General features: G+C 70.7%; 14 protein-coding genes. 5 read left to right on the plus strand and 9 right to left on the minus strand.

The features are described from left to right. Positions 1 to 76: 76 nt before the first annotated feature. The 3 genes from ACQE3L_RS00730 (at position 77) to ACQE3L_RS00740 (ending at position 2808) form a co-directional block, all read left to right on the plus strand. On the plus strand, positions 77 to 610 hold the full coding sequence (locus tag ACQE3L_RS00730) for an Rrf2 family transcriptional regulator (protein WP_058365838.1): 534 nt from the start codon (positions 77 to 79) through the stop codon (positions 608 to 610). Between the two features lie 445 nt (positions 611 to 1055). After that, positions 1056 to 2378 carry an MFS transporter gene (locus ACQE3L_RS00735; RefSeq protein ID WP_426962104.1) on the plus strand — a complete coding sequence of 441 codons (1323 nt, stop codon included), beginning with the start codon at positions 1056 to 1058 and terminating at the stop codon, positions 2376 to 2378. A gap of 1 nt (position 2379) precedes the next feature. Beyond that, positions 2380 to 2808 carry a universal stress protein gene (locus tag ACQE3L_RS00740; protein WP_426961892.1) on the plus strand — a complete coding sequence of 143 codons (429 nt, stop codon included), beginning with the start codon at positions 2380 to 2382 and terminating at the stop codon, positions 2806 to 2808. On the opposite strand, the gene ACQE3L_RS00745 is transcribed toward ACQE3L_RS00740, so the two are convergent. From ACQE3L_RS00745 to ACQE3L_RS00780, 8 genes are all read right to left on the minus strand, one after another. After that, positions 2805 to 3497 carry a hypothetical protein gene (locus tag ACQE3L_RS00745; protein ID WP_426961893.1) on the minus strand — a complete coding sequence of 231 codons (693 nt, stop codon included), beginning with the start codon at positions 3495 to 3497 and terminating at the stop codon, positions 2805 to 2807. The genes ACQE3L_RS00740 and ACQE3L_RS00745 overlap by 4 nt on opposite strands. Before the next feature lie 127 nt (positions 3498 to 3624). Then, positions 3625 to 3831: a hypothetical protein gene (locus tag ACQE3L_RS00750; RefSeq protein ID WP_426961894.1), complete on the minus strand. Its 207-nt coding sequence runs from the start codon at positions 3829 to 3831 to the stop codon at positions 3625 to 3627. A gap of 93 nt (positions 3832 to 3924) precedes the next feature. Continuing rightward, a complete protein-coding gene (locus tag ACQE3L_RS00755) occupies positions 3925 to 5106 on the minus strand; it encodes an NAD(P)/FAD-dependent oxidoreductase (protein ID WP_426961895.1) in 1182 nt (393 codons plus the stop codon). A 116-nt stretch (positions 5107 to 5222) separates the two neighbouring features. Continuing rightward, positions 5223 to 7061, minus strand: coding sequence for a flippase activity-associated protein Agl23 (locus tag ACQE3L_RS00760; protein ID WP_426961896.1), 1839 nt, complete (start codon positions 7059 to 7061; stop codon positions 5223 to 5225). A 63-nt stretch (positions 7062 to 7124) separates the two neighbouring features. After that, the gene (locus tag ACQE3L_RS00765) at positions 7125 to 9221 is read right to left on the minus strand and encodes a type II secretion system F family protein (protein ID WP_426961897.1); all 2097 of its coding nucleotides are present in this window, start codon (positions 9219 to 9221) and stop codon (positions 7125 to 7127) included. Next, positions 9218 to 10840: a type II/IV secretion system ATPase subunit gene (locus ACQE3L_RS00770; protein ID WP_426961898.1), complete on the minus strand. Its 1623-nt coding sequence runs from the start codon at positions 10838 to 10840 to the stop codon at positions 9218 to 9220. The genes ACQE3L_RS00765 and ACQE3L_RS00770 overlap by 4 nt, the downstream gene beginning before the upstream one ends. Before the next feature lie 403 nt (positions 10841 to 11243). Further along, on the minus strand, positions 11244 to 12332 hold the full coding sequence (locus ACQE3L_RS00775) for a DNA topoisomerase IV subunit A (RefSeq protein ID WP_426961899.1): 1089 nt from the start codon (positions 12330 to 12332) through the stop codon (positions 11244 to 11246). Continuing rightward, the gene (locus ACQE3L_RS00780) at positions 12332 to 14752 is read right to left on the minus strand and encodes a DNA topoisomerase VI subunit B (protein ID WP_426961900.1); all 2421 of its coding nucleotides are present in this window, start codon (positions 14750 to 14752) and stop codon (positions 12332 to 12334) included. The genes ACQE3L_RS00775 and ACQE3L_RS00780 overlap by 1 nt, the downstream gene beginning before the upstream one ends. A 214-nt stretch (positions 14753 to 14966) precedes the next feature. On the opposite strand from ACQE3L_RS00780, the gene ACQE3L_RS00785 reads away from it, so the two are divergent. Beyond that, the gene (locus tag ACQE3L_RS00785) at positions 14967 to 15413 is read left to right on the plus strand and encodes a DUF2267 domain-containing protein (RefSeq protein ID WP_426961901.1); all 447 of its coding nucleotides are present in this window, start codon (positions 14967 to 14969) and stop codon (positions 15411 to 15413) included. Between the two features lie 324 nt (positions 15414 to 15737). After that, positions 15738 to 19943, plus strand: a complete 4206-nt coding sequence (locus ACQE3L_RS00790) for a glucodextranase DOMON-like domain-containing protein (protein WP_426961902.1) — start codon at positions 15738 to 15740, stop codon at positions 19941 to 19943. On the opposite strand, the gene ACQE3L_RS00795 is transcribed toward ACQE3L_RS00790, so the two are convergent. Continuing rightward, positions 19944 to 20615, minus strand: a complete 672-nt coding sequence (locus tag ACQE3L_RS00795) for a haloacid dehalogenase type II (protein ID WP_426961903.1) — start codon at positions 20613 to 20615, stop codon at positions 19944 to 19946. Positions 20616 to 20753 lie beyond the last annotated feature (138 nt).

Raw genomic sequence — 20753 nt, forward strand, 5'->3', positions numbered from 1 at the left:
CCGGTCCCCCGGCCGGCCCGGTCGGGCGGTCGAACCTTCCACCGGGTTTAAGCGGGCCGGCCGAGTAGTAGGTCGCATGTCATCGATCGAGCTGACGTCCAGTCAGAAGACGATTCTGACTGCGCTGATCAACCTCTACCGCGAGGAGGAGGACGCCGTAAAGGGCGAAGCGATCGCCGAGGAAGTCGACCGCAACCCCGGTACCATCCGCAACCAGATGCAGAGCCTGAAAGCGCTCCAGCTGGTCGAGGGCGTCCCCGGTCCGAAGGGCGGCTACAAGCCGACCGCGAACGCCTACGAGGCGCTGGACGTCCAGCGCATGGACGAGCCCGCGTTCGTCCCGCTGGAACACGAGGGCGAGCCGGTCGAGTCGGTCAACGTCGAGGGGATCGACCTCTCGAGCGTCCACCATCCTGAGCTCTGCCGCGCGGAGGTCCACATTCAGGGTTCGGTCCGCGAGTTCCACGAGGGCGACTCCGTCACCGTCGGTCCGACGCCGCTCTCGAAACTGCTCATCGAGGGCACCGTCGACGGGAAAGACGACACCGCCAACATCCTGATCCTCCGGATCGACGACATGCGCGCACCGGCCGAGGAACCGGCGCACTGACCTCGCCCTCCCGCCTCCCGCGCCCCGCGCGCACCGACGAGCCGACCGTCGCGCCGCCGCGTCGGCCCTTTCTCACCTCTCCTCTTTCCCCGTCCGCGCCGGCCCTTTTTGTCCCCGTCTCCATCCGCGCCGGCCACTTTTGTCCCCGTCCGCGGTCGGACGTTTCTCGGCGAGCCGTTCTCAGAGGACCGGCGCTGGTGACCGAACGGTCGGTAAATCCCGGTAATCCGTCCGAAACGTGAGGGGATGGCCTTATATTCCGGGGGTATCCCCCGCCGAGTCGGGAGATATCGGGAGGGATCCAACGAGTAATACCGATACTCACACAGCCGTTAAGTGCGTGTTCGGGCGAGCGGTAGACGAAAATGTGGTCGTACATCCATGATCCGAGTGCATCCGTAGGTGATCGTTTACCTCTTCTCGAAGTCGGTGGTGAGGTGTTCGCCTGATGGAGGGGAAGTGGCGGACGCTGGTGCTCGCCACGGTGATGTTCAACCTCGGATTCGTCATCTGGTTCTCCTTCGCCCCGTTCACCGGCGGGATCGCGGAGGAGTTCGGGCTCTCGGTGGCGGACCTCGCGGTCGTCTCCAGCGCCGCGGTGATCGCCGTGCCGCTCGGTCGGATCGTCGTCGGACCGCTCACGGACAGGTACGGCGCGCCGGTGACCGCGGGGGCGACGATGGTGCTCGTCGGGACGTTCGCGGTGATCAGCGCGTTCGCCGCGACCTACGAGGTGTTCATCGGCTCGCGGGTCGTCGCGTCGCTGTCGGGGATCACCTTCGTCATCGGCATCCAGCACGTCTCCGAGTGGTTCGAGGAGGAGAACCTCGGGCTCGCGGAGGGGATCTTCGCAGGGGTCGGCAACGCGGGCGCCGGTCTCGGCGCGTACTTCACGCTCCCCCGAATCTTCGGGGCGGGATGGAACGGCCCCCTGTTCGCGACCAACTGGCGCGCGGCGTTCTTCTACACCGGGGCGTTCGCGGTGCTCGTGGGGGTCGTCTACTTCCTCCTCGGCGAGGCGGCGAAGTCCGACGCGAAGCGGCAGGCGACCAAGGAGAGCGCAGGGGTTCGCGAGTGGCTCTACATCGCCACGCGCTACGGCGCCGTCGCGCTCTCGGCCGCGTACGTGATGACGTTCGGCCTCGAGCTCGCGATGAACGGCTGGCTCGGCACCTACTACCGCGAGGCGTTCGGCCAGGGGGACGTGGTGATCGCGGCCACGTTCGCGGCGACGTTCTCGGTCGCGGCGGGGCTGCTCCGTCCCATCGGGGGCTACGTCAGCGACGTGGTCGCGCGCAACGAGACCGAACTCCTCCCGTGGTTCGACGGCCGCCACCGCGAGCAGTGGACGTTCGCGACGCTGGTCTTCGTCGTCTTCGCGATGGTCGGGATGACCGGCGCGGGGCTGACGGGCAACGTCTACGTCGCGGTCGCCGCGGGCTTCCTCGTCGGCCTCGGCTGCGCGTTCGCCGAGGGCGCCATCTTCGCGCAGGTGCCCGCGATGTTCCCCGACAGTTCCGGCTCCGTCACCGGCGTCGTCGGCGGGATCGGCTCCTCCGGCGGGTCGCTGTACCCCCTGATCTTCGGCGCGGCGCTCCTGCCCAACCTCCACGTCGGCTACGCGGTCGCAGCAGCGACGATGGTCCCGATCCTCGGGCTGGCCGCGTGGGTGTTCCGCCCGCACGTCGCCGAGCGGGCCACGACCGGCGGGTGGATCGTCGACGCGCCCGAGCGGACCGAGACCGCGGCCCCGGCGGGGGACGACTGACGTGTACGACGAGATCCTGCTCCCGACCGACGGGAGCGAGGGCGCCGCCGCAGCCTACGACCACGCGCTGACGGTCGCGGAGCGGTTCGACGCCCGCGTGCACCCCCTCTACGTGGTCAACACCACCTACTCGGACGTGGGCGCCACGGGAACGCCTCGGTCGGAACTCCGCGAGCGAGGTGAGAAGGCGGTCGCAGAACTGGCCGACCGCGCGACAGAAGCGGGTCTCGACGCGGTCACGCACGTCGTCGAGGGCGACCCGTTCCGCGAGATCCGGTCGTTCGCGAACGCGGAGGCGGACCTGATCGTGATGGCGACGCGGGGGCGGAGCGGGCTGGACCGATACCTGCTCGGCAGCGTCACGGAGAAACTGGTCCGCACCGCGGACGTGCCGGTTCTGACCGTGCGGGGCGGCGGGAAGAGCGGCTAGTTCGCGAGCCGCCATCGGTAGCGGGCCGCGGTCGCGCGACACGTCGCGAAGTGCCGCGACTCGGCCGCGAATCCGACCGTGGTGGACCGCTTCAGCTCGTCGCCCGCGGTCGCGTTCCAGCGGGCCGTCCGGCCGTCGACCCGCGCGTCGCCGCCCGCCGAGGCGACGTGGTCCGCGGGACCGACGACGCGCAGGACGTCCGCGCCGACGTACGGCGACCCCTCGCCGCCGATCGCCCACGGCGGCCCCGACGAGGCGTGGAACGCGACGAGAACGACCTCGTCGCCGACCGCGACCGCCGCGTCCGGGTCCTCGTAGCTGACCACCAGCGTCTCTCCCGCGAGGCGCGTCGTCACGTTCCGCGGCTCCGCGGCCGTCCGGAGGTCGTCGAGCGCGTCGTCGACGACCGCATCGCGCAGCGAGTCGTTCGCCAGGGGCGTCGCCCCCGTCTCCAACTCCACGCGCGCGGTCCACGTCGTCGTCGCGTCCGCGCCGACGCGAACCGTCTGACTCGTCGCGCCGCGCTCGACGGCCACGCCCCGGTCGGCGGCCGCGTCGTCGAGCGCGTCCGTACAGACGAGGCAGGCCGCCTGCGGGGGCGCGACCGCGGCACCGAGGCCGACGGCGCCGGTCGCGAGCAGTGCGAGCGCGACGAGTCCGTGAGTCACGAGTACGCGTCTGGAGGGCATCGGTCGAGGGTGCTGCTCGGCCGACAAGGAACTGTCGGTGGGAGGGGCGGGGACTCGTCCGCCAGAAGATCGGAGCGCCGGGAGCGTCCGCTCCGCTCGAGCGAGCGACGGTGACCGGCCGCGCCCGTCATCTGACCCTGCGCCTGACGAACAGGAGCGCCAGCCCCCCGACCGCCGTGGCGGTGCCGACGAGCTGGCCGGCGAGACTCGACAGCGTCTCGTAGCCGCGCGCCGCGTCCGCGACCTCCGCGAGAAACAGGATACACACGCCGAGCTGGAAGACGATGACCAGAAGCAGTTCCGTCACGGGAGGGTCGGATACGGTGGAGGGCACGTCTCCGCGTTCTCGAACGACCACAAAAAGCCTCCCGGCACTTCGCGGTGGGACGACGCTGCCGAAGGCGGCGGGTGACGCCGGCGGCCGGCCTTACATGTCGCCGAACGCGTCGAAGCCGCGTCCGACCGAGGAGACCTTCGCGATCCAGCGCGAGGCGATCCCCTTCTTCAGCATCTTCGCTCCCGGGCCGCCGAACGTCTTGATCGGGACGCCCTGCACGTCGTGGGCGACCGCCTTGTCGCCGACGGAGATGACGGTCCCCTTGTCCTCGTGGCGCCACGTCTGGAGGGGCGCGCCGCGGACGGCGCGGGCGAGGTTCTCGCCGGCGACCTCCGCGGCCTGCCAGGCGGCCTGCGCGGTCGGCGGGGCCACGTCGTCCTCGCCCTGGTCCACGAGCGCGGTGTCGCCGATGGCGAACACGTTGTCGTCGCTGGTGGTGAAGTCGGACTCCGCGACCACGCGGTTCGAGCGGTCGTCCTTCTCCACGTCGACGTTCTCCAGTTCCTCGCGCCCCGTGATGCCGCCGGTCCAGATCAGCACGTCGTAGGGCAGCTCCTCGGCGTCCTCGTCCTCGCCGCCGCCGAGGTAGACGGACTCCTCGTCGGCCTTCGAGATGAAGTCGCCGGTGAGGATCTCGACGTCCTTCTCCAACAGGCGCTTGCGGAGCGCGCCCTGGATCTCGGGGTCGTTGCCCGGGAAGATCTCGTCGAGCCCCTCGATCAGCTTGATGTCTATCGGCGCGCGGTGCTTGTCGCGGTACTCCGCGATCTCCCCGGCGGTCTGGATGCCCGAGAGGCCGGCGCCGCCGACGAGCACCTGCGCGGGGTCGGACTGGGTCGCCTCGGTCGCCGCCTCGCGGACGTCCTCGTGGATGTCGTGGGCGTCCTGGAGGCTCTTGAGCTGGTGGGCGTTCTCCCGGAGCCCGTCGATGCCGAAGAAGGCGGTCGTGGAGCCGACCGCGAGCAGGAGGTAGTCGTAGTCGACGCCGTCACCGTCCTCGAGTTCGACGACCCGATCGTCGGTGTCGACGCCGGTGACGCGGTCCTTCACGAAGTCGGTGCTCGGCGACTTGATCTCCGAGACCGGGACCGTGACCTTCGACTCCACCGCGGGGTCGCGGATGACGCGGTGGACCTCGTGGAGCACCAGGTGGTACTCGTGTTCGGAGATCCACGTCAGCTCCGCCTCGCCGTCGCGTATCTCGTCCTCGAACGCCTTCACGGTGCCGGCACCGGCGTACCCGGAGCCGACCACGACGACCTGAGTTGTCATGTGGTTCAGTCCGCGGGCTTCGGATAAAGGGGCTTTGGAACGCGTGCGCTCGCGCGACCGGCGGCCGACCTCGTACCGCGAGCTCGCGGTGCGGCGCCCCTCGTCGCCCCCGCGCCTCACGCACCGCCCGCGCCGCCCTCGCGGGCCGTCTCGAGCGCGTCCTCCTCCACGAAGAAGACGACCTCGAAGTTCCAGAGGCGGAGTTCGTGGGCGGTGGCGCGGTAGCCGTCGAGATTGGCCGCGACCGTCTCGCGGTCGTCCTCGTGAGCGATCACGACCGGCGGGGCGTCCGCGAGGGCCTCGTCGTAGTCCGCGTCGGGCGGCAGGCTGTCGACCTCGGCCCCCGCCCGCTCGTAGTACCACGGCAGCGGGAGACGGTCGTACCAGCCGCCCGGCGCGCCGCCCTGGTCGGCGGCCGACTCGTCGGCGACGTAGAAGGTGTCCTCCCGCGAGGGGAGCTCGATGCCCACGAACAGCACGTCGGTGCCGCCCTCGTGGGCTCGCGCGACCGCCTCCACGTCCTCGATGGTCGACCGCGCGTCGTTGTGCGGCTGGGCCCACTGGACCATCTCGGTGTGGTCCGGATTCGCCGAGTTCCAGTAGGTGACGTTCGGGCCGACCAGCCCGGCGCCGACCACCAGCAGGAGCACCGCCGCGAGCGCCGCGGTCTCGCGGTCGGCGGTCGCGACCGCGCTCGCCGCCTCCCGGACCAGATACGTCAGCCCGACAGCGGCGGGGATCGAAAGCGGGAGGACGATGTGGACCGCGGACCACGGCGCGTTGATGTCCGTCGCGGCCGGGTAGCCGACGAAGCTCGCCAGCGCCCAGTAGGTCGCGAACGCGACGAACGCACGGTTCCGCCCGGTTGGGACTCGGATTTCGCCACCGCCAGCGTCCGCCCCCGCGTCCGCCGCACCCTCCCGCGAGCCCCGCCCGTACCAGTCGGCGGCGACGCCGACCGGCGCGAGCGCGAGCAGGACGCCCGCCGTGTGGATCAGCGTCTCCGCCTCGTGGCCGACGTACTGGAGGTACGGGTTGTCCTGCATGCTCCCCGAGAGCCACAGGTCGCTCAGCTTCCGGGCCGAGCCGACGGTGGCCTCGGAAAGGACGCCTCCCCACATCCCGGGCGCGCCGAACGCCTGATACAGGTCCGGTCGCGGCGCGTAGAAGAAGACGGTGACCGCGAGGAACGCGAGCCCCAGTCCGAGCGCGTGCCCCACGAGGAACGCGGCCGGCCGCCGGTCGCCAGCGGCCGCCCGAAGCTCCTCCAGCCCGCGACTCCCCCACGCCCGGAGCGCGGTCGACAGGTCCTCGCCGCCGCGAACGCGCCGGACGAGCCGGTGGTCCGCCACCAGCGTTCCGGCGCCGAGGAAACAGAGGACGTACAGCAGCGTGTTCGCCTTCGTCGCCAGCGAGATCGCCAGCAGGACCGACGCGGGGTAGAGGTACCCGACGCGCCGGGTGTCCAGCGCGCGGACGACGAACCCGAGCGCGACGAACGCGAACCCGCCCACGAGCACGTCGTTGCGCATGAACCGCGAGTAGTAGACGAGCAGGGGGGTCGTCGCCAGCAGGCCGCCGAGCGCCAGCAGCTCCCCGCGGTCGAGGTGCTCTCGGAACAGCCACGCCGACAGCGGGAGCAGCCCGCCGACGAGCGCCACCACCAGCCGCGCGGTCGCGTCAGTCGCCGGCAGCACTTCGAAGACGCCCGCGTTGACGATCCGCAAGAATGGACCGTGAATGATCGGGCGGTACTCGAGCTGCCCGGACGCGGCGTAGCGAAGCGTCCAGTAGCCGACGCGCCCCTCGTCCCAGTGGAACACGCGGCCGCCGAGCTCGTAGAGTCTCAACAGTAGCGCCGCGACCGTGACCCCCGCGAGCGCGAGCAGCGTCCGCCCGTCGTCCGAGAGGCGGTCGAGCGGGGCGGGGAGCTCGGAGGGGCGCGGCGCCGACATTACCTGGGAGTCCGCGTCCGGGAATACAATTCTTGTGTTACCGTCCGCCGAATATCGCCCCGGTCAGATCAGCCCCATCGCGAGGAAGCTCACGTAGGTGATCGCCAGCAGGATCACGACGTGTTTCACGCCGTCGCGGACCGTTCCCTCCCCGAGCTGTCCGCCGATCAGGCCGGAACAGACCGCCTGCACGACGGAGGCGTGGAGGAAGATGACCTCGTAGGCGGCGACGTCGATGTCGCCGAGCCCCTCGGTGATGCCGCCCCCGACGCCCGCGACGCCGCTCACGCCGCCGTCGGTCGCCACGCCGGCCTGCTCGATGGCCGGGATGAACGCCACGGTGAGCGCGGCGATGATCCCGATGAAGACGAAAAAGGAGATGTAGATGACGATGAGGTAGGTCATCATCACCTGGTTGCGCTCCCGGCGGAGCTGTCTGGCCGCCCGCGCCTCGTCCGCCGCGATGTGGAGCACCGGGCCGATGTCGCCGCTGGCCCGCATCGCGTTGACGATGAGCGCCACCGACCGCCCGACCATCGGCGACCGGATGCGGCGGTCCATCCGGTGGAGCGCCGTCTCCACGTCCGCGCCCCACTTGATGTCCCGCCAGGTGCGCTCGAGCTCGGGCGTGAGGTCCTCCAGGTCCGAGTTGGTGACGCGCTCGAAGCTCTCGACGACCGCCATCCCCGCCTCGTTGATCGACGCGAGCCGGTCGAGGAAGTCGGGGACCTGCGCCTCGATGTTCTTCGTCCGGCGCTTCTGTATCTCGTAGACCAGCCCGTACCCCCCGAGGACGAACAGCGTCGCCTCCACGAGCGGCACGTCCACCGCCGTCGCGACCGTGAGCGGCGAGTCGATGGGGATCGGTGCCGCGCGGTTCACGATCCACAGGAGCGCGACCGGAACCGTGATCACGGCCGTCACCGCCGGGCTCCGGAGCAGCAGCTCGACCGGCCGCTCGACCCAGTCGAGGGCGGTGCGGAACCGGTCGTACTCGGCCAATCGCTCGCGGTCGGCCCGCCACCCGTCCGCGACGGCGCCGCCGTCCGGCAGCGTGAACTCCCCGTTCGGGTTCGCGGGGTCGCCGTCCTCGTCGGCGCGCAGCGCGGCCTCCCCGGGCGACTGCAGCGACTGCGTGACGCTGTCGACGTAGACGATGAAGGCGGCGCTCGCGAGGGGCACGCCGACGTAGACCACGATCCGCAGGAGCGGGAGAGTGTCCTCGATCACCAGCCCGACGACGACGAGGATGGTGATGAAAAAGAGCGGCCCGGCGACGAGCACCGTCACGTACGCCTCCGCGAACGTCGACAGCAGCTCGAGGTACTGCTCCTGTTGGGACTCCGCCTCCTCCTGATACCGCTCGTACTGCTCGTGGAGGAAGTCCGACAGCGACCGACCCGACCCGAGCACGGAGGCGAGGTTCTCCGCGAACTCCTCCATGTTCTCGCTGGGCGTGCGCTCGCTCGTCCGCTGGAGCGCCGTCAGCGCGTCCGTCCCGAAGGTGTTCATGTCGCGGACGGCCACGCCGAGCTCCGTGGCGGCCTCGCCGTACACGCGCTCGTTCTTCGCGAGCGTGTCCATCACCTTCGGAAACGCCATTCCCGACCGCGAGAGCGCGTAGACGAACGCCACCGTCCGCGGCAGCGTGGCCTCGATCTCGGAGGCCCGCGCCACCGCGCGCTGGCTCAACACCTCCCACCGGATCCAGTAGGTGCCGAGCGCCAGCAGCGACCCGACGGTCGCCGAGAAGAACAGCAGCAGCACGAACAGATCGCCGGGCGCGAGCTGTTCGAGTCGCGTGAGGTCCGCGAGGAACCCCAGCGCGCTCGGCAGCGCGCTCCGGATCGCCTCGCCGCCGACCTCCAGCAGCGCGAGGAACGCCGCGGCGACGTAGACGCCGAGGACGCTCCCCGCGGCCCCGAGCGTGCCCGCGTACAGCAGCGTCCGCGCGGCGTAGACGCGGTGGGTCCCGCCGGCGTGGGCCGCCCGCATCCGCTGTTGCTGCTCCCGCTTGCGCGGGCTCTCGTCGGCCACGTAGTCGCCGAAGAAGGAGAGCGCGACGCGGGAGACCAGCAGGTCGGCACGTCGGCTGACGAACGGCAACGCCAGCCCGGCACACAGCGCCAGCGCCAGCGCCAGCGGGACGTACTGGATCATGCGCCCTCGAGCTCGTCCTCCAGCTTCTCCATCACGCGGTCGGCGTCGGCGTAGTACTCGTTGACCAGCGCGGTGAAGCGCCGGTACCCAGTCACGCCGAGTTCGCCGAGGAGTTCGAGGAACCGCTCGCGGCGGTTCATCTCGCGGAGCAACTGGGCGCGGCTCCAGCCGCGCTCCTCCTGGATCTCGCCGAGCAGCTCCGAGTCGTTCGAGGAGAACTCGTCGTCGCTCGGGTTCCACGTGAACGCCGAGGAGTAGTCGAGCTCGCCGGTCCGCTGGTCGATGTCGTGGATCTCGCCGATCACCTTCGCGCGGCGGACGCGCTCGTCGCCGAACCGCGAGAGCGTCTGGATCGACAGCATGTCCAGCGACTGGACCATCGCGCGCGGCACGTTGATCGGCTCGTTCTCCAGCCGGTTGATCACCGTCTCGATGGAGTCGGCGTGCATCGTCGAGAAGGTGGTGTGGCCGGTGTTCATCGCCTGGAACAGCGTCACTGCCTCGTCGCCGCGCACCTCGCCGACGATGATGTACTCCGGGCGGTGCCGCAGCGCGGAGCGCAGCAGGTCGTACATGTCGATGTCCGACCCCTCGTGGAGCCGCTCGCGCGTCACCGAGGAGAGCCAGTTGTCGTGGTACAGCGACAGCTCCCGGGTGTCCTCGATGGTGAGAACCTTCGCCCGCGGCGGGATGAACATCGAGACGGCGTTCATCGAGGTGGTCTTCCCCGAGGCGGTCCCGCCCGCGAAGATGAGGCTCTTGTTGTGCTCGATGCAGAGCCAGAAGTACGCCATCTGCGCGACCGAGAACGTGCCGTAGTCGATCAGGTCGATGGGCGTGAACGGCTCCTCGGCGTACTGCCGGATGGTGAACGCGGAGCCGCGCGGGGTGACCTCCTCCCCGAGCGCGAGTTCCGCCCGCGAGCCGTCCGGCAGCGTCGTCTCCACGATGGGGTCGCCGACGGAGATGTGGCGGCCGGACTGCTGGGCCAGCCGGATGACGTAGTTGTCGAGCTCCTCGCTGGCGAACTGGACGTTGGTCTCGATGTCCGTGTAGTCGGTGTGGTAGACGAAGATGGGGAGGTCGTAGCCGTCACAGGAGACGTCCTCGATGTGGCCGTCGTTCAGCAGGGGGTCGATCTTCCCGAACCCGCGGAAGTCGCGGTAGAGGTAGTACAGCAGGGTGTGGAACGTGTCCATCCCCACCTCCACGCCGTACTGCTCGAGGAGGTTCTCCAGTTCGTCCTTCAGCGTCTCCGCGTCGGCGGTCCCCACGCTCTCGCGGTAGAGCAGCGGGTCGCGGATGTCGTCGACGATCCGTCGCAGCAGGTCCACCTCGAAGTCGTCGAGGTCTGGTTCGACCGCGTGGTACTGGTGTTCGCTCGCCTCGCGGTCGTAGGTGATCACGACGTACGCGTACGGGGCGTTCACCCAGTAGCGGTCGACCTCGTCGTGCCCGTCGGGGGCCGAGAAGGTGGCGAGCGGGCCGTCCTCGCCCGGCCGGAACGGTCGGACCTCCACGTCGGAGCCGCGAAGCATCTCCCAGGTCCGGACCACGCGACGGCGAAGCATCTCGATCCGGTCTTCGGGCTCCCCACCCCGGCGGACGTCCCCCGACATCTATTCGTCTCGTCTATGGCGGGTGACCGCTTAAAAACCTGCGTCCGGCCGAGAAACTGTCGCCACAGCGACCTCCGAGGTGCGGTGCTGGTGCGGTCGCGGTGCTGGTGCGGTCGCGGTGCTGGTGCGGTCGCGGTGCTGGTGCGGTCGCGGTGCCGTGCTGTCGGCGCGCGCCGCGGCGACCGCGAAGCGCGTCGCCGCGACCGCGCGAGGGAGGGCTGGACGCGGCCGCGATGCGGTGCGTTGCGGCTCCGCGGCCGCGTCCAGCCCGAGGCTGGGGAGGTGTGAGGCCTGCGGTGCTGTGGGGGAGGAGCGGGGCGGTACGGGGTGGGACTGAAAGGGGTAGCCGGCCCGATCCGACCCCGGCACCGTCACAGAAACCGCACCGACGAGAGTCTCCCTCTTAGATCACGCCCATCGTGTCGAGCCGCTCCGGGAGGTAGGTGTCGGTCACGAAGTCGAGCCCGCGGCTGGCGAGCGCCTGCTGTTCGGACTTCTTGCCGATGTCGAGCTGGAGCTCGATCTGCTCCTCCCAGTAGTCGGTCTGGAACCGGGGATCCTCCAGCTCGGACTCCAGCGCGTTCACGTCGGAGTCGGAGAGGGGGTCGCTCGGCAGGTCGTACTCCACGATGTCCTCGGGCCGGATCCCGACGAAGCGCGCCTCGGGCGTCGCGAGGTACTCCGAGAGGTGCGCGGACTTGATCGAGCCGTACGCCACCGAGCCGAAGATGCGGTACGACCACGGGTCGCCGTCGGTGAAGACGACCACCGGAAGCTCGAGTTCGTCGCGGAGCCGCTTCGTGATCCGCCGGGTCGCGCGCGCCGGCTGGCCCTTGAGGTGGACCACGAGGCAGTTGTACGCCTCGTCGAAGCCGTTCTCGACCAGCCGGTCGCGCATGCCGCCGGTCTCGACGCACATCACGAAGTCGATGTCGTGGTCGAGGAACTCGATCATGTCCGGGTTGTTGGGGATCTGGTAGCCGCCCTCGCCCACGTCCTCCTGACAGTGGATCTCGCGTTCCCCGCGGCGGGTCTGCTCGCGGAGCTCCAGCGGCCCCATCAGGGTCGCGCCGGACTCCTCCGGCCGCATGTGGAAGTCCTCGCGGGTGACCCCGGAGACGATCTCGAGGTCCTCGACGAGGTCGTTCGACTCGTCCTGGCTCTTGAACTGCGCCTCGTCGTTGTCCCACGACTCCGAGAGGTAGTACAGCTCACGTAGGGTCGACGAGCGGTCCTCCTCCAACTGGTCGGCGAGGAACTCGATCGTGTACACCGCCTTCAGCAGCTTCCGCGCGCCGCGCACGGAGTTGGCGCTGCGCGTCGAGGTGCGGTCGCCGTACGTCCAGACGCCGCTTTCGGGGTCGTACTCGATGTTGCTCTTGGTCCGCGTGGGCAGGGTCATCTCGGGGATCTGCCCGCCCGCGAACTGGTCGTAGAACTCCGCCGCCAGGTCGATGAGCTGTTCTCGCGCTTCCTGTTCGTTGGTAGCCATCAGGCGTTCACCGTGAGTTTCTCAGTCTCGACGCCGTCGACGCTCACGTCGAAGTCGGCGTCGTCCGATACCGCGTACGTCAGGGTCGCCTCCTCGCCGGCCGCGACGGTCGGCTTCCACTGGAGGAACCACTCGCCGTCCATGTCGACGACCGTCCCGTCGGAGGCGTCGGTCGGCTCCGCGGAGACGATTTCCGTGACCTCCAGGTCCTCGTTGGTGTCGGAGTAGTTCTCGACCCGGAGCGTGACGGTGCCGTCGTCGATTTCGCGCTCGACGCTGACGTTGTTCATGATGCGCGCGAGCGCGCCGTCGATGTCCGGCCGCGAGCGCCCGGTCACCTCCGCGACCTTGTCGGCCATCTCCGGGAGGATGCGGCCGAGCACGTCCTGCTTCTCGCGGCGCTTCTGCATCGAGCGCCGCTTGTTGAGGAACGACTTCAGCTCGCGGGCGGCCTCCCGGATGGCGAGTTCGATCTCGTCTTCGATCTCCGGGATGTTCGCGAGCGCGTCCTTGGACTCGCTCGTAAACGGCACGTTCGTCGAGGCGACGTGGACCATGATCACCGCCGGGCCCTTCGGGATCCCGCTGCCGCCGGGCTGGTCGAGCCCGTAGTTGCGCCAGCCGATGCGCTTGACCACGTCGGTCGTCGCGCAGGCGCCGCGCTGGTAGACGAGGGGAACGCGGTTGGCAAAGCGCATCACCTGCGCGGTGCCGTCGGCCGGTATCTCGCCGCCGTAGGCGATGCCGGCCTCCACGATGAAGGGGTCGCCGCCGTGGACCTCCGCGTCGCGGGTCGCGGCCGCGTAGAAGTCCGCGTCGAACTCCTTGCGCAGGCCGGCCTCGACCAGTTCCTCGGTGATGGGCGCCAGGCAGTCGGTCGGCGGCGCGAGGATGTCCGTCTCGCGCATCGCCTCCAGCAGCTCGGCCGCCGCGTCGCGGTCCTCCGCGACCGATCCCACGTTCGGCGTCTCGTCGGGCACGGTCCGCATCCGCGCCCACAGCGCGTCGGCGACGTTCTCGCGGGCGGTCTCGCCGAAGGTGGCCTCGCGCTGTTCGGCCACGAAGGCCGCGGCGTCGGCGACGAGCCGGTCGAGGTCGTCACGGTTCAGCCGGAAGCGGTCGTCGTCGAGGTCGGCGAAGCGATACGCCAGCGCCTCGGCGAGCGCCTCCACGTCGGCGTCGTCCTTGCGCGTGCTCGTCGCCTCGTCCGTGAGCGCGTACAGGTCCGGGATCAGCCGCTCGTCGTCCGCTTCGCCGTCGGCGCTCGCGCCCGATATCGCCTCCCACGCCGCCGCGGTCGCGTTCTCGCGGACCGTCGCCCCGAAGGTGCGTCCCGTATCCTCTTCGACCCCGTCGGCGACGTTGTCGACGATCGCTCGGAGTTCGAACCGGGTGAGGTGCTCGTTGTTCGAGACCGTATCAGCCACGCCGTCCGCGAACGCCGCGGTCGCCTCCTTCCCCTTGTTCGAGACCGCGGACTGCACGGCGCGGGCCACGTCCGCGTCGTCGTGCGCCTCGGGCGGCGACCACGCCATCTCGCGGCCGAAGTGGCGGTCGCGGAAGTTGTCCAGCACCGAGTCGGCCGTCTTCTTGCCGACCCGGGTGAACTCCTCCTGCATGAAGCCGGAGACGGAGTAGGAATCGGTCGCGCCGAGCATCTTGATCAGCGTCCCGAGTTCGACGCCGTGTGGGTGCGGGCGGATCTCCTCGGTCTCCGCGGGGAGCTGGTCGGTCGCCCGCTCGAACTTCAGCGGCTCGTCGAGCCCCGGCTCGCGGAGCTCGATCCGTGCGTGCGGGTTGACGACCGCGGTGTGTTTGATGTAGTCGTGGAGCTGGTTGCGGGCGCGCATGTTCACCTCCATCTCCAGCTCGATCCGGGTGCCGTGCGGGCGGTCCCACGTGGTCGTCTCGTCGACGCTGATCTCCGGTTCGTTCTCGTCCGTGTCGATGATCAGCTCGAAGTACTGGGCCTCCTCCTGCCCCTTCGGCCGCGAGGTGATCTTCGCCGGCTGGCCGGAGGTGAGCTGCGAGTAGAGCACGGCCGCGGAGATACCGATCCCCTGCTGGCCGCGGCTCTGCTCGCGGGCGTGGAACCGGCTGCCGTACAGCAGCTTCCCGAACACCTTCGGGAGCTGCTCCTTCGTGATCCCGGGCCCGTTGTCCTCGATCACGAGTCGGTAGTAGTCGCCGACCTCCGTGATCTCGACGTAGATGTCGGGGAGGACGCCGGCCTCCTCGGTCGCGTCGAGGGCGTTGTCGACGGCCTCCTTGACTGCCGTCACGAGCCCCCGGGCGCCCGAGTCGAACCCGAGCATGTGTTTGTTCTTCTCGAAGAACTCGGCGATGGAGATCTGGCGCTGGTTCTCGGCCAGCTCGTCCGCGATCCCCTCCCCCTCGCCGAGGGTCGACTGGAAGCTCATTCTGTGGCGGTTCTTGCTCGCTGGGGGTTAAAACCTCTCCGGCGGCGGGGCGAAAGTGGTCCGCGTCCGGCGGTCGTGAACGCCGGTCGCGGACCGACGGTCCGGTCCGCGGTCGACGCGCCCCGCCGTCGTGTCTGGCCACCAACCCTTTCCGGCGAGGCGAGTAACCTCGAACCGGCCCGCGTCGGGAGCACTCCCGAGCGGGGGATCACCCATGAACTTCGACGACTTCACCGGCGAGGTACAGCACCGCATCGAGGGCGGCACGCAGGGGGAGGCCGTGCGTGCGACGCGGGCGGTCCTCTCGACGCTCGGCGAACGCGTCGACGCCGGCGGGGCGACCGACCTCGCCAGCCCCCTCCCGATGGAGATCGACCGGTTCCTGCTCGCGGTCGAGCACGGGCAGCGGTTCGACTATGACGAATTTATCGAGCGCGTGACCGACCGCGCCAACTACGACGACGTCGACGTGTCCTTCGGCAAGGGCGGCGCCATCGACCCGTCGGACGCCGACTTCTACGCGAAGGCGGTCGTCGCGCTCGTCGCCGACCAGCTGCCGGGCGGCCAGACCGACCAGCTCCGCGACCAGCTCCCCGACGACTACGCGTCCCTGTTCGAGTTCGTCGACGCCGAGCGGACGCCCTGGGAGGCGCAGGACTGACCGGGCGGCGCGCTCGCCGCCGTCCCGCTTCGTTCAGTCCTACCCCGAACCGCTCCGCACAGCACCGCAACCGCCCTGCAACCGCACCGAAGCCTCACGCCTCCACAGCCTCACGCCGCCCCTGCCTCACACCTCCCCAGCCTCGGCCGCGGCGACACGCTTCGCGGTCGCCACGGCGCGCGCCGACCGCGACAGCACCGCATGCGCACGGCCGGAGCGAGTACTTGTGAAGTAAAATCACATAAAGATTTAACCGGGTGCCGGAGGACCGGAAGGTATCCCGCGAGCGCGCCACGCGTTGGCACGGCGCTCGCGCTCACAGCCATGAGCGAGGACCCACCCACCGACGACGCGACGCGACTGACCGACGTAGCGCGAGGAAGCAGCGACCGCGACGCGACCGCGATCCACCGGCGGTCGCTTCTGGGCGGCATCGCCGGACTCGGCGTGTTCGGCGCGGTCCCCGGTGCGACCACCGCGGCCGGGAGCGCCGACGACCGCGGTATCGACGCCGACGGGACCGCGCCCGCCGCGCGAACGCCGACCGGCACCGACTCCTTCCACCCCGGCCATCCCCGGTTCGTCACGGTCGGGGAGAAGCTCTGGAACAGCGCGTGGGTCGGCCCGGACCACATCACCGACCGCGACAACCTCGCGCCCGGAATTCCGTCCCCTTCCCGCGACCCGGACGGCTACGCCGCCGACGACTTCGAGTGGTCGGTGATCGAGCGTCCGGACGCGAGCGATGCGGGCGCGGAGACGGGCGGCGAGGGGGACGGTGAGGCGAACGGAGAGACCGGCCTCACCTTCGCATCCTCGCTGTACGAGGACCGGCCGCGCTACGACGAAGGCCGGGACAACGTCGCGGAGTTCGAGGCTGACGCGCCGGGCACCTACGTCCTCGAACTCGACGCCCCCGACGGCACGCACCGGCTGACCGTCGAGGCGCTGCCGGCGCCGAGCCCCGACGCAGCCGGCGGGCCGCCGCGCGTCGAACTCGGCGCGACCTACGACGACGCCGCGGGGACGTTCACGGTCGACTCGAACGCCGAACTCGCCCCCGACAGCGACGCGACGCCCGACGACCTCTCGGCGCACTTCCTCGCGGACGACCGCGACGCGCTCGCCACGACCGACGTCGAGGTCGTCGCGGAGGGGGAGGGCGCAGGAACGACCGCGACCGTCGACGCGAGCGCGCTCGACGGGGAGTCCGCCCGCGTCCACGCGGTGGCGCACGACGGCGAGCGGACGAGCGTGGTCGACACCGTCGAACTCCACCCCGACGGAAGCGTCGACCTGCCGAACCGCCCGCCCGAGTGGATCCGCGAGGGGGTCGTCTACCAGATCTTCACGCGCTCGTGGGCCGGCGTCCGGGGCGGGACCACCTTCGAGACGCTGGTCGACGGGAGCGTCGACCCGGACGCGGTCGGCGAGGGCGAGGAGCCCCCGCCCGCCCGCGGCGTCGACTACCTCGACGAACTCGGCGTCGACGCGGTGTGGCTCACGCCGATCCACCCCGCGGTCAGCGCCGAGCGCGAACTGCCAGGCGGCGGCCCGCACGGCTACGACATCACCGACTACTTCGGGGTCGCCGAGGACCTCGCGCCGGCGGGAACGGACCCCCTGACGGCCTACAGGGAGTTCATCGACGCCTGCCACGAGCGCGACATTCGGGTGGTTCTCGATCTGGTGGTCAACCACTGCGGGCGCTCGATGCCCGAGTTTCAGGAGACCATCGCGAGCCGGTCGACGGAGCCGGAGTTCTGGCCGACCGTCGAGTCGTGGGCGACCGACGCCGACACGTTCGACTGGTTCGACCGGATCGACGCGCCGCTGGTCCAGGGCGGGGAGACCGTCGAACCGGCGCCGCACGCGACCGGGTTCTGGAACCTGCGGCTCCACCCCAACTTCAACTTCGACAACGTCGCGCTCCGCGCGTACATGCTCGCGGTCGCGGACTTCTGGTCGGGCGAGGTCGGCGTCGACGGCTTCCGCTGCGACATCGCGTGGGGCGTCCCCCACTCGTTCTGGAAGGACGTGCGCGAGGTCTGTCGGGCCAACGACGCGGAGTTCCTCCTGCTCGACGAGGCGATCCCCAACGACCCCGCCTTCGCCGAGAACGAGTTCGACATGCACTTCGACACCGGGCGGTTCACCACCGGCGCGCACGCGGTCGCCCGCGGCGAGGCCGGCGGCGAGACCCTGCTGGACGCGGTCCGGGACCGCCCCGCCCGCGGCTTCCCGGACCACACGCTGTTCCTGAACTGCATCGAGAATCACGACGAGCTCCGCGCGCTCAACGAGGCGCTCGACGGCTCGCGGGGCGACCCGAGGAAGGCCCAGCGCGCGACGTGGGCGGCGGGCGTGACGCTACCGGGCGTCCCGCACGTCTACTACGGACAGGAGCGCGCCATCTCCGAGTTCGGCGAGGGGCGCCACCGGGGCTCGGACGACCCCAGAAGCGGCGACGTGTCTCCGGGGGGCCGCAAGCGCGCGTTCATGAACTGGACGGAGTACGACGACGCCCACCTCGCCTTCTACCGGGACCTGATCGGCGCGTATCACGACCTCGACGCGCTCAAACCCGGCGCCGCGCTGTCGGGCGCGTGGCACAGCGGGCAGGGCGACGTGCTGGCGTTCGGCCGCGACGCGAGCGACCTCGACGACCGCGACGTCGCCGGCCCGGAGCGCGTCGTCGTCCTGATCAACTTCGACGACGGCCCCGCGACGGTGTACCTCAGGCCGGAGGTCGGCGGCACCGACCTCGTCTCCGGCGCCGACGTGAGCGTCGAGACGCCCTCCGACGCCACCGCCGTTGAGGTGGAGACGGTCGCGGTGCTGGAGACGCCGAGCCTGCTGGACCTCGGCGAGGAGGTCGCGGCCTTCGAGGCACCCTCGGGAACCGACCACGGTCCCGGCGGCTACACCTACCCGACCGACGACGAGTACGCCGAGGGCGCCTTCGACCTCGTCGCCTTCGACGTGCGCGAGACCGCCGACGCCTACCAGTTCCGCGCGCAGGTGGACAGCGACCTGACGAACCCCCGAGACTACCCCGAAGGCTTCTCCCACCAGCACCTGCAGGTGTACCTCCGCGACCCCGAGGCGGACGGCGGCACGACGGCGGCGCGCGAGGGCGTCAACGCGACGCTCGCGGCCCCGTACCGGCGTCGCCTCGTCGTGGACGGTCAGCGAGGTGCGCGGCTGGAGGACTCCGAGGGGAACGTCGTCGCCGAGGGAGAGGTCGCCACCAACGACGCCACGGACGCGGTCGTCGCGTCGGTGCCGAAGGCGGCGGTCGACGCCGCCGCGGCCGAGGGGCGCGGCGTCGAGGACCTCAACGTCGTCCCGCTCCTGCTCGGCTACGACCCCGACGCGCCCGGAAACGTCGTCCCGGTGAACGCCGAGGCGAGCGCCCACGCGTTCGGGGGCGGCCGGGACGACGACGCGAACCCGAACGTCGTGGACCTGCTGGTCGACGCGGACGTGGACCGCGAGAAGGCGCTCGAGTACACGGAGAGCCGGCCCGCCGAAATCGGCTACGTCCCGCTCGTGACGCCGTTCGAGGAGGTGGCGTCGTTCGACGCGCCGACCGGCACGCCGCCGGGGCCAGGGAACTACGAGACGCCGACCGGCGGCGACTACTACGAGGGCGCGTGGGACCTCGCGGGGCTGACGGTCCGCCAGTCCCGCGACCGCGTCCGCTTCGAGTTCGAGTTCGCCGAGCCCCTGCGGAACCCATGGGGGTTCGACGTGGGGTTCAGCCACCAGCTCCCGCAGGTGTACATAAATGACCCCGAGACGGACGACCCGGCGACGACGCGGGGTCGGACCGCCACCAACGTCGCCTTCGAGGCGCCGTACAACTACCGGATCAACGTGAATCCCGAGTCCGGCGCCACGGTCGAGAACGCCGCCGGCGACGGCGTCACCACGGACGTGACGGTGACGTCTGGCGAGACGACGATCACCGTCGGCGTCCCGCGGGACCCCATCGGCTGGGACACGGAGGGGACGGGCGTCGCGCTCGCCGCGGTCGTCTGTCCCTTCGACGGCTTCGGGGAGGGCGGCCTCCGCGCCGTCGCCGCCGAGGCGGGCGAACACACCATCGGCGGCGGCACCGGAGAGAACGACCCGCGCGTCATGGACGCCGTCACGCCGGAGGGCGTCGACCGCGCCGCGGTGCTCTCCGAGTACGGGCCGGACTCGCCGGCAGTGCTCCCGTACGTCACCGTCGGAGACCTCTCTCGCGAGGATCTGTCGGCGGGCGGTGCAGGCGGTACGGGCGAGAGCGGGGACGGCGGGAGCGGGAACGGCGGAACCGCGACGCCGGCGTCGACCGCCACGGAGTCGGGCGCGACGGACGCGACCGGGAGCGGTGCGACCGACGGCAGCGTGCCGGGATTCGGCGTCGTGTCGGGTGCGGTCGGGCTCGCGGGCGCGGCGGGCGCGGCGGCGGCGGTGGACCGAGTGACGGACCGGTCGGAGGGGGCCGTCACCGACGAAGCCGACTCGGAGTCCGAGGAGTAGTCACAGGACCTCGGGCACGATCCCCGGGAGGTCGGGCGCGACGGCGGTGACCGCCGGGCCGATGCGCTCGTGGGGGTCGCGGGCGCGGTTCACCCAGCCGGTCCGCATGCCGGCGCTCCCCGCGCCCGCAGCGTCCCACGCGTTGCTGGTGACGAGCCAGCAGTCCTCGATCGGCTCCCCGAGCGCCCCCGCGGCGTGCTCGTAGACGGCGGGTGCGGGCTTGAACGTCTCCACCGCGTCGGCGCTTATCACCTCGTCGAGGTGGGGCGCGAGCCCCGCGTTCTCCGCGAGCGTCTCCAGCATCGCGGGGTTGCCGTTCGACAGGACCGCGACGGTGTGGCCGGCGTCGCCGAGCGTCTCCAGCGCGTCGACCGCGCCGGGGAACGGCGTCAGCTCCTCGTAGCCGGTCAGCACCGCGAGCCGCGTCTCCTCGTCGGGATCGAGGTCGTACCGCGCGAGCGCGTAGTCGAGCGCGTCGCGAGTCACCTGCCAGAACGGGCGGTACTCGTCCATCAGCGCGAGCTGATAGCTGTACTGGAGCTGGCGAGTCCGCCACGTCGCGTCCAATTCGCTCACGAGCGCGTCGGAGACGTCGAGTTCGCGGGCGAGCGCGTCCACGACGCTCCCGGTGTCACACAGCGTTCCGTACATGTCGAAGCAGACGGCCGTCATGGGGTGCCGTGCGGTCGCCCGGGACAAAAGGGTGCCCGCCGCGGCCGGGGGAGTGGGCGGTCAGCGCTTCCGCCCCCCGCGACCGGGGAAGTGGGCGGTCAACGCTTCGCCCTTTGCGACCGGCGGGGTCCGCCCCCC

Source organism: Haloparvum alkalitolerans, assembly GCF_050122995.1.
In the GTDB taxonomy this organism is placed as follows: Archaea; Halobacteriota; Halobacteria; order Halobacteriales; family Haloferacaceae; genus Haloparvum; species Haloparvum alkalitolerans.